Annotated in this window: 5 protein-coding genes; 4 read left to right on the forward strand and 1 reads right to left on the reverse strand. The window is 63.9% G+C overall.

What is annotated here, in order from left to right; translation table 11 throughout:
• Positions 1 to 38 precede the first annotated feature (38 nt).
• A complete protein-coding gene (locus VGO04_RS26955) occupies positions 39 to 1,094 on the reverse strand; it encodes a TRAP transporter substrate-binding protein (RefSeq protein ID WP_327499037.1) in 1,056 nt (351 codons plus the stop codon).
• Between the two features lie 750 nt (positions 1,095 to 1,844).
• Here VGO04_RS26955 and VGO04_RS26960 point away from each other — a divergent pair.
• The 4 genes from VGO04_RS26960 to VGO04_RS26975 are packed head-to-tail and all read left to right on the forward strand — an operon-like array spanning position 1,845 to position 8,337.
• On the forward strand, positions 1,845 to 3,674 hold the full coding sequence (locus VGO04_RS26960; protein WP_327499038.1) for a TolC family protein: 1,830 nt from the start codon (positions 1,845 to 1,847) through the stop codon (positions 3,672 to 3,674).
• 19 nt (positions 3,675 to 3,693) lie between these two features.
• Complete coding sequence (locus VGO04_RS26965) at positions 3,694 to 4,506, forward strand: efflux RND transporter periplasmic adaptor subunit (protein WP_327499039.1); 813 nt, start codon at positions 3,694 to 3,696, stop codon at positions 4,504 to 4,506.
• On the forward strand, positions 4,503 to 6,272 hold the full coding sequence (locus VGO04_RS26970) for an efflux RND transporter periplasmic adaptor subunit (protein ID WP_327499040.1): 1,770 nt from the start codon (positions 4,503 to 4,505) through the stop codon (positions 6,270 to 6,272). Before VGO04_RS26965 ends, VGO04_RS26970 begins: the two co-directional genes overlap by 4 nt.
• A 1-nt stretch (position 6,273) precedes the next feature.
• Entirely contained in the window at positions 6,274 to 8,337 is a 2,064-nt protein-coding gene (locus tag VGO04_RS26975) for an efflux RND transporter periplasmic adaptor subunit (RefSeq protein ID WP_327499041.1), read from the forward strand.
• Positions 8,338 to 8,363 lie beyond the last annotated feature (26 nt).

The raw sequence follows: 8,363 nt of genomic DNA on the forward strand, positions 1-8,363 counted from the left end.
ATGGCGCCGGACGCGGCGCGGAGACTTGGCGGGGCCACTCAGCCTTGCGCGTATTTCTGAACGAGCGCCTTAGCGGCATCGATCAGCGCATTGCCATCAAGGTCCTTGGCCTTCATGTCCTCGACCCATTTGGTATGCACGGGTTTGGTCGCTTCGACCCACTTGGCCTTCTCGTCCTCGCTGATCGTGCTGATCGCGCCGCTGCCTGAGGTCTCGATCGAGGCGCGCACGTCGGCCCCGACACTGTCCCACATTTCGCCTGCCTTCTTCGCGAAAGCCGCGCCGCTGTTGGCATCCAGCACCGCCTTTAGGTCGGCCGGCAAACCCTCGTACTTGCCCTTGTTCATCGCCAGGAAGAAGGTCGCCGTATAGAGCGTCGGCGAGCCTGGAATTTCAGTGTGGAACTTGGTGAGCTCGTTGACCTTGATCGAGGGCACGACTTCCCAGGGGATGACGCAGCCGTCGATCGCGCGCTGGGCGAGCGCCTCCGGCACCTGCGGAACGGGCATACCAACCGGGGTCGCACCCAGCGCCGCCAGCGCCTCGCCGGCAAGGCGGGTCGGATTGCGAAGCTTCAGCCCGGCGAGATCCGCGGCGGACTTGATCTCCTTGTTGGTGTGGATCAGACCGTGATCGTGCGCCCAGAAGCACAACAGCTGGGTGTCGCCGGTTTCCTTCAATACATGCGTCTGCCCGTATTCCTGGCACGCCTGTGCGTTGACGATCGCCTCCCTTGCCGCGACGAAGGGCAGCTCGAACACCTCGGTGGACGGGAAGCGCCCGGGGGTGTTGCCCGGCAGCGTCCAGACGATATCGACGACGCCATTGGCCGCCTGATCATAAAGCTGCGGCGGTTTTCCGCCGAGCTGCATGGCCGGAAAGATATCGACCTTGAGCGCACCGCCGCTCTGCTCCTCAAGCGCCTTTACCCAGGGCGTCAGGAGCTTTTGGTGAACGTTGGACGCGGGCGGCAGAAAATGGTGCAGCTTCAACGTGACCGCGCTTTGGGCGCGCGCACCGCCCGCACCGAGGATAAAGGGCGCCGCAAGCATGGCACCACCGGTCTTAATCAGGCTCCGTCTGCTCAGTTTCATGAGGTCCTCCCTGTCGACCCATTTCAAAACGCCGGCGGCGAGCGCCCGCCCGCCGCGCAGGTGCGTGCAGATACGGACGACCGCCCTGAACAGCGGCTGTCCGACGGCGCAGACCTGCCTTTGATCGCTTGAAGTTCCCTTCGCTCCTCACCCGGGAAATTCACTCCATTAACATGTTAAGTTTATTTTGAACCGACTGTCAAGCGACAGCCGCCGGGACGCCGGGCAACGCAAATTAAGGCCGAGCCTTGCTACTCCCGGGGGATTTTTGCATCGCTCACCATCACTTTTGGTTGCGCAACAGTCCAAGCATGGCGCGCCCTTAAGCAACGGTTGCCGCGGCCGTGCTTCAGTCACTGTTCCGTCGCCTGAGGACCCCGCAAACGCAATACTGCGGCCTCCACAGTAGCCGTGCGGCAACGGATGCTAAAAGCGACAGCAAACCAAGATGGTTAAAAATTCAAAATAAACAACAACGCTCCGACCCATAATAAAACGCGAGAGAACCTAATAATTTCAGGGGTTGACTGTGAGTATTAAGGCAGTCATCGTGCTAATATTGGGGGGATATTTGATGATCCATCAAGCGAGTCGCAGATGATCTGGAACGTCTCGAAGACTCTCGACGGCCCAGCTACGCTTCGTTCCACAACCAAACATTTTATTGCAGCAAAGCTGCTACTTTTACTTTGCTCCTGCACGTCAAATGCAGTCGACGACCTAAACCCGAACAGTGAAATCGCCCGCGGCGTGCAGGAGGAATATCGGCGCTTCGTATCGAAGGCCGAAGGTGAACTTGGGCCCCACGTTGCCGACAAGGACGGCAATGTGACGCGTGCGGCCCGCTCTGACGACCCCTATTACGGCGTGTCGCGTGTTCCGCCCAAGGTCGAGGGCCTGCCGATCGGGAAAGCATCGGCCGGGGCCTATTGGGAAAAGGCGATGACCGCGCGGCAGTCGCGCAAGCCCAAGAAAATTCCGGTGGAGATCGACCAACTGCTTGGTCAGATGCTCGCAACCTCGAACCAGCTCGCAGCCAGCTCGGACATTCCGATGATCCGGGAGGCTGTGGTCAACGAGGAAGAGGGCCGCTTTTCCCCCTATGCCTTCGGCGAGGGCAGCTACAAGGACACGGACACGCCGCGCTCGAGCCTGCTGCAGACCGGCACGTCGTCCTCCTCTCCGACAACGCTCAAGGAAGACGAAGGCTCCGTCGAATTCGGTCTTGGTCAGCCCCTCATTACCGGCGGCGAGTTGCGGCTGTCGCAGCGCCTTGGCAGGCGCGACAGCAATTCCGAGTTTTTCGTGCCGAAGGACCAGGCCGACGCCAAGCTGCGGCTGGAGTTCAAGCAGCCATTGCTGCGCGGCGCCGGCGTCGAGGTGAATTCGGCGCCCATGCAGCTCGCACGGCTCGAGCGCGATCGAAGCGTGGCCGACTTTCAGCGCCAGATAGAGGATCAGTTCTCCGAGGTCGTGCGTGCCTATTGGACGCTTTATGCCGAACGGGCGCGCGTGCTGCAGCGGCAGCGGCTGGTGGGCGAACTCCAGAGCGTCGCCGGGCGGATCTCGGCGCGAAAAGGCCTGGACACCCTGACCGGCGAAGCGGAGCAGGCGACCGCCTCGATCCGCAGCGCCGAAGCCTCCATCATCCGCGCGCGCACCGGTGCGGACAACAGTCAGGCCCGCCTCTCTTCGCTTTTGAGCGACAAGGCGCTCTATGGCGATGAAGTCGAGGTGATACCGACCCAGCGACCGGCAAAGAAGTTCATCGACGTTCCGCTCGAGGACGTCGCCTTGCTCGCTGTGCAGAACCGGCCGGAACTGAAGGCCGTCGCCCTGCAGCTCAGAAGTGCTGAACTGCAGGAAAGGGTCGCGAAGAACAACCTGCTCCCGGACCTTGATCTCTTCGCCGGCGTTTCCAACGATGGCCTTGCCGGCAACAACAACTATGGCGATGCCTGGCAGGGGCAGTGGGACCAGACGGATGTGGACGTCGATGTCGGCGTCCGCCTCAAGGTGCCGCTCGGCAACACCAGCGAAAAAGCCCAGCACGAGCGCCGGCGCATCGAACTCCGGCAACTGACATCGCAGATGCGCAACGTCAGCGACACCGTGCTTTTGGAGGCGCAGATCGCCGTGCGCGAGGTCAGGAGCGCCTACCAGGAAATGAAGGCACGCGAGGCGGAACTCTCTGCCGTCAGCACCGAAATCGGGGCGCTTCAGGCCCGCTCGGACGAGGGACTTGAAAGCGGCAGCGCGTTCCTGGCGACGTTGATCTCCGGCCTTGAGGACCGCACCCAAGCGGAAGAACGCCTGATGGAGGCTACCGTCACCTACAATCTGGCGCTCTACGCCCTGGAGCGCGCCGCCGGAACCATGCTGACCGTGCGCGGCATTCAGGCCACCCGCATCGCATCCGACGATCTTGATTACATCCGGGTGAGCCGACAGGGCTACGTCAGCAAGGATGCCGACGCGTCGCCAAACGGCTCTGACAAGAACATTCTCGTCAATCCGCAGGCAATTCGAAAGCGCGATGCGCAAGCCGAGGCCCAAAATGCCAAGACGGCACAGGACTAGCCCGGCGAGCCGTTACTTGATGATGCTGCTCGCCAGCGCGCTGGCGGGCCCGGCGAATGCGCAGGAGTGCTCGCTGGCGATCGCCAGCGGCTTTACCGAGCCGGCGGCGACCGTGGAGGTGGCCGCACGGGAACCGGGCATCGTGGCGACGATGCATGTCGAAGTGGGCCAAAAGGTGAAAGGCGGCGACGTGCTTGCGGAACTCGACAAGACGATGGCGCGTGCCGAGGTTGATGGCGCACGCGTACGCTTTGTTGCCAAGGGGCGCCTGATGGTGGCCGAGGCCAAGCGAGACCTGGCGCGCCGGAAGATGAGCGAGCTTGAAAAACTCGAAAAAGCGCGGGCCGTCCGCCCCCTGGAAATGATCGAGGCGCGCGCCGAACTTCTGGTCGCGGAAGCCGAAGTGGAAGCGATGCTTGAAGAGCGGCGCGCCGCAGAGATCGCACTTGCCAGCGCCGAAGCGCGCCTCTCCCTGCTCGACATCCGCGCGCCCTTCGACGGCGTCGTCAGCACGCTGCATCGCAAGCCGTCGGAGCTGGTCGGCGCCGGCGGCGACGCACGCCTCGTGACCCTGCTCAGTCTCGACAAGCTTCATGCCGATTTCTTCGTCCCGCCTGCCTGCCTTGGCAGGGCCGAAACGGGAACGCCGCTTCAAATCCGGTTGCCGCGGGAGGGAAGAGAGGTTGCGGCACGCGTGCGTGATCTCGGACCGGACATCGATGCGCCGACAGGGCTCAGGCGGTTGGGCATCGAAGTGGACAATGGCGACTACCAGCTTTTGAGCGGGGAAAGGGTCGAACTGGCGCTTCCGCTCCTGGCGCCGGTGCAATGAACGCGGCAGGCAAGATCGGCGCAGCCGCCGGCCGCAGTCCGACCGATGGGGAGCCCCCGTCACAGCCTCCCGTCTACCGCCGACTGCATCGCGTCGTTCAATCCTTCGGCTCTGGTCGAGGTGCATCCGACCGGCGACAGGGCGAGCTCCTCGCAGTGGTTGCCGAACTGGTCGATGCCCACGCACTCGGCCTTGTGATTGACCGCGATGGCACGCTGGCACTCAGCGACTTCGCACTCGATGCCAGCCACCGGGCCAATCATCTTGCCATCGGCAACGAGCTACGCCTCGCAGCCAGCGACGCCATCCGCACGATGGAACCGCGCGCAGAGGTTTCCGCCTCGGTGCCAAACGCGGTCCTGCTTGCCACCCCCCTGCCCCGTGGGACCGGCGCGATCACGGCGATCAGGCCGGCTTCGGAGGCAGCGCTTGTATCATCCCGCGCCACGCTGGAACTGGCAGCGCTTGCCCTGTCACTCGGGACCGTCGAGACGAATGCGAACCTATCAAAAACGCTGGCGGACCTGGCGGTCGCGGAGGCGACGCCGTTGCCAGAGGATCCTGGCACCTTCGCCGATCGCCTTCGAGGGGTCCTGCACGCCCGCTCGGTATTCGTCACCACGCCCGCTGGCGACGTTCTGGTCTCGTCGCCAACGGCCGTGCCGCGCAATTCGGCGCCCATTGCCGAACAGGTCAGGAGTTTCGCGCGCCGCTGCGCCCGGCTCGACCACCCGCTCGTCGAGGAAAAGGCAGGAGACGCAAAACCCGGCCTTGCCTCCGAACTCAACGCCAGGAGCGTGGTCGGCTTCAAGGTGACGGACCGTCGAACGGCACGCGATGTCATTGTCATCGTCGCCGAGCCAGGTGCCAGGTTCGCAGAGCTGGACGCCAACGGCTGGACGGTCGTTCGCGCAATCGTCGATGTGAACGTGAAGCCTGCCGTGCAGCGGCGCATGCCGGCTCTACGACCGGGAGCGCGGCTGCTGACGGCGTTTGCCGCAGCAGCGTTGCTGGCGGCCGCTTTTTTCGTGCCCATCCCGGACCGCATCCGCGCCGAAGCAGAGCTTGAGGCGGAGGGCCGGCATTTCGTGTCCGCAAGCTTCAGCGGGGTCCTGCGGGAAGCGAAGGTCAAGGCCGGCGACGTTGTGAAAATGGGCGACACGATCGCCGTGCTTGAAGGCGAGGCCTTGCAGCTTGCGCGCAACACGGCCGCCTCCAAAGCGGACGAGGCCTTCCGCCGGCGTGACGCGGCAGTCCGGGAAAAGCGCATCACCGAAGCCGAGCTTGCACGAAACGAAGGAGATGCAGCCGCGTCCGAACGCGACCTGCTCGATTGGCAGCTCGCAAACCTGGTCCTGAAGGCACCGGTCGACGGCGTCGTGCTTCAGAGCCCGCTGGAGCGGTCGGCCGGCGCGCCGGTGCGCGAGGGTGATACGATCGTTGAGATCGCACCGCTCGAGCACATGCGCGCCCGCATCGACATTCCGGTCGAGGCACTCGCCCGGCTGCCACTTCAGGCCGAAGCGAAGCTCTATCTCGATGGTGTGCAATCGGACCCGATCACACTTGAGAATTTCAGGAAAGCCCCGGAAGTCGAAACGCTGGCAGGCCGTACCGTTCTGCCCATGCGGGCGACGATCGAGAATACCAGCCAGTCCCTTCGGCCGGGCCAGCGCGGCGTCGCGACCCTCCCGACAGGACAGGCGCGCCTTGGCGAAATCCTGTTCCGCGACGCGTGGGTCGCCCTGAAGCGGTGGTGGCGGTGAGATGGCGGACGATCTCCCGCGGCTGCGGCCGGAGCTACGTTTCATCTATCGTGACGAGGGTCCTCGAGAGACGGTCATCATCGAGGATCCGCTCGGCGGAAGCTTCATGGAGACGGACCCGGAAACCGCCGCGTTCGCGCGCCTGCTCGACGGGACGCACAGCAGCAGCGAGGCCTATGCACGGCTGCAGCTCGAATATCCAGGCATAGGGCTGAAACAGACCGAGGTCTCTCAGCTCGTCGAAGAGTTGCGGCGTCACGGGCTTCTCGTCGGTTCGGACACCACAAGCCTGCCGACCGGCCGCAAGAATCTCGGTCTGATCTCCCAGCGCGTTCGACTGGGGACGTGGGACCGGTTCTTCGACTTCTGCGCCAGACGCCTGAAGTGGCTGTACGGTCCGCTCGGTGCGCTGCTGTGGCTTGCCCTGCTGATCGCGGGGGCAGCCGAGCTTGCCGGCAACTGGAGCGCCTTCCGCAGCGATCTCGGATCGCTTTTCAGCCTGGACATGGTGCTCCTGCTCTGGCTTGCCTGGGTCGTCAGCAAGCTGTGGCACGAATGCCAGCACGGTATCGTTGCTCGCCTCTATGACGTCGAGATCAGGGAAGTCGGCATCCTCTTCATCCTGTTCATGCCGCTCGGCGCCTATGTCGACGCGACGGGCGCCTGGCGGGTGCAATCGCGCTGGCGCCGGCTGCACATCACCGCGGCCGGCATCATGGGCGAACTCGCGCTTGGCGCTGCCGCCGTGCTTTTATGGTCGCACGCGGATGCCGGGCAGTGGAAGGCGTTCCTTCAGTCGCTGATCGTGGCGACGACGCTGAGCACGGTCGTTTTCAACGCCAACCCGTTGATGCGATACGACGGCTACTATGCGCTGGTGGACCTGTTTCGGGTATCCAACCTCTACCAGCGCGGCGCGATTGCGGCGCGAGACCGTGCCATGCGTCTGCTGACAGGCATAGGGCCAAAGGTCTCGGAGCAGGGCTGGATCGAGTTCTACGGCTGGCTCGCCTTCGTCTGGCGGCTCGTCGCTGCGAGCACCCTGACGCTGGTCGCCACGCATCTTGCCTTTGGCTTTGGGCTGGTCCTGGCGGTGGTGGTGGTATGGACGATGGTCGTCGCCCCCCTCTTCCGCTTCCTGTTGGCCGCCTGGAAACTCAGCGCCGCCAACCGCCAGGGAACGTTTGTGCGCATGGGAATTGCTGCAACCGCAGTGCTTGCCCTGTGGTTTGCGCCGGTGCCTGTCTGGCTTTCGGCCCCGGGGGTGATCGACTACCGCGACGCATTCGAGGTGCGCACGACGAGCGCCGGCGTCGTCAACGACATCTTCGTCAGATCGGGGGACCGGGTGGAAGCCGGAGATCCGCTGGCGAGACTTTCCAACCAGTCATTGCAGGCCGATCGCAAACGCCTTCTGGCGCGGCAGGCAGGCATCGAGATCCTCCTGGCGCGTGCGCTCGACGGCCGTGATCCGAGCGCACAGGAAGGCGCCGAACAGGCGCTTCAGGCCATGCATGACGAGATCGCCGATACGGAGCAGCGCGTGGCCGGCCTCGACATGACCGCGAAGCGCTCGGGCGTGATTTACGGCAACGACATCGATACGCTTTCCGGTCGCTGGATCGAACGCGGCGAACTCATCGGCAAGATCGCAGAGCCGGACAAAATCGAAATAAAGGTCTGGCTGCTGCCGGAAGACGTCAACTTTCTGCAGGAAGGCATCAAGGATGTCTCTTTCAGGCCGGCGGTCTTCGGAGATCGCTCCATCCCCGTGCAACTGTCGCGGATCGATCCGACGGCCAGCAACGCGCTGCCGCCACCGGCGCTGACAGCCGAAGGCGGCGGACCGCTTGCAGTCGATATCGCTGGGGCGAAGCATAAACTTGTCGACGTGCGCTTCAGCTCCGTGTTCCTGCCCGCGGGTGGTGCGGACGGCTGGATTGCCGGCACGCCCGGCAGGCTCACTTCGGGACTGAGATGGCGCTCCGTCGGCAGTTTTGCCGCTGAATGGCTGCATTACGTTAACCTGGGGCACCTGCCGCGCTGGGCTCACTATAGAAACTAATATACTGTCACTGACGCCTACCATCG

This window comes from Ensifer sp. (assembly GCF_035999185.1).
Classification (GTDB): Bacteria; Pseudomonadota; Alphaproteobacteria; order Rhizobiales; family Rhizobiaceae; genus Ensifer.